The organism is Dellaglioa sp. CoH-57-MRSF-18 (assembly GCF_056781995.1).
Genome location: NZ_JBXAXX010000066.1, coordinates 1 through 504, shown reverse-complemented (window position 1 = coordinate 504; position 504 = coordinate 1). Strand labels below are relative to the sequence as shown.

The window sequence follows — 504 nt, the reverse complement described above, 5'->3', positions numbered from 1 at the left end:
CGTCGTAGTAGCGCTGCTGCATCACCGGCATGATCCCGTTGACCGCAAATTCCGCCACGTCAGCAGCACGCGCGTTGGCGGCCAGTATGCGATTATTTGATCGCTCGGTCGCTGCCGAGAAGCGCCCATTTTGGTAAGAAGAGCTGACTACGTGCATCGTAGTTCTCCTAATGATTAGTACACCATAAAATTGTGGCGCGAAAGCAGCAAAAGGGGCCTAAGCCCCTAGATTAACCACGAATTTGACGCACCTTGATACCGGCGTCGCTCAAGATGTGCCGGCCGTCTGACGCCTCGTACACATGCTGATATACTACTTCCCTGATCTTTGCACGAATCGCGACCAGTGCACACGACACACACGGACTGTGCGTGGTGTAGAGGCGCGCGTTCTCGGCACTTGCCGTCGATCCCGAGAATTTGGTGAGCGCGTTGAACTCTGCGTGCATAACCGTGGGCTTCGTTGCCATTTGAAGCTGAAGGGTGCCGTGCTCACAGCGCACC

The 504-nt window shown here is 55.8% G+C and carries 1 protein-coding gene; it reads right to left on the bottom strand.

Translation table 11 applies throughout. The features are described from left to right. Positions 1-230 precede the first annotated feature (230 nt). A partial coding sequence (locus AC1RPG_RS08080; RefSeq protein WP_481762482.1) for a deaminase occupies positions 231-504 on the bottom strand: 274 nt, incomplete at its 5' end.